Origin of the sequence: Paraburkholderia podalyriae, assembly GCF_014397785.1 — a bacterium.
Classification (GTDB): domain Bacteria; phylum Pseudomonadota; class Gammaproteobacteria; order Burkholderiales; family Burkholderiaceae; genus Paraburkholderia; species Paraburkholderia podalyriae.
Genome location: NZ_VZQQ01000381.1, coordinates 1 through 214 on the forward strand (window position 1 = coordinate 1; position 214 = coordinate 214).

Consider the following 214-nt stretch of genomic DNA (forward strand, 5'->3'; position numbering starts at 1 on the left):
GCATGAGTTCACGCTGGTGGAACGCGATCCGGCGGGCAACGAAAGCAAGCCGTCGGACCCGTGGACCGTGATCGTGGACACGACCCCGCCGGACACGCCGTCGCTGGGCGAAGTCATTGACCACGTGGGTCCGATCCAGGGTCCGGTGGGCAATGGGGAGAGCACGGACGACACGCAGCCGACGCTGGTGGGCAAGGGTGAGCCGGGCGACACG

General features: G+C 68.2%; 1 protein-coding gene. It reads left to right on the forward strand.

The window, feature by feature from the left end:
* Positions 1 to 214, forward strand: a 214-nt coding sequence (locus F6X42_RS43375) for a hypothetical protein (protein WP_187639810.1), incomplete at both ends; no start/stop codon positions are given.